This window comes from Pseudomonas sp. HMSC063H08 (assembly GCF_001813645.1).
GTDB classification, from domain to species: Bacteria; Pseudomonadota; Gammaproteobacteria; order Pseudomonadales; family Pseudomonadaceae; genus Pseudomonas; species Pseudomonas aeruginosa.
The window spans coordinates 1-281 of sequence record NZ_KV813579.1 but is presented as its reverse complement, the minus strand read 5'-3'; the positions used below and the strand labels follow the sequence as shown (position 1 = coordinate 281).

The 281-nt window shown below is 70.1% G+C and carries 1 protein-coding gene; it reads left to right on the top strand.

The window, feature by feature from the left end; genetic code table 11:
• Positions 1–281, top strand: a 281-nt coding sequence (gene pilP, locus HMPREF2924_RS26755; RefSeq protein ID WP_141765582.1) for a type IV pilus biogenesis protein PilP, incomplete at both ends; no start/stop codon positions are given.

Here is a 281-nt window from a genome sequence, read left to right as displayed (position 1 = left end):
TCGTCAGCGCCCAGGGGCAGACGTTCGCCATGCCGGTGCCGGCGGCGCCGCCGACGATCACGCAGCCGGTTCCGCCGGTGGTGCGGACCATCTACGGCGCCGGCGGCAAGATGACTGCCACATTCTTGTTCCCGGGCGGGTACGAGATTGACGCCGCCAGCGGCGCGGAGCTGCCGGGCAACTACCGCGTCGAGTCAATCTCGCTGGACCAGGTCGTGCTCACCGACAAGGACGGCAACCGCGTGCCCGTGGGCTTCTCCAGCGTTGCCCCCACCCAAGCC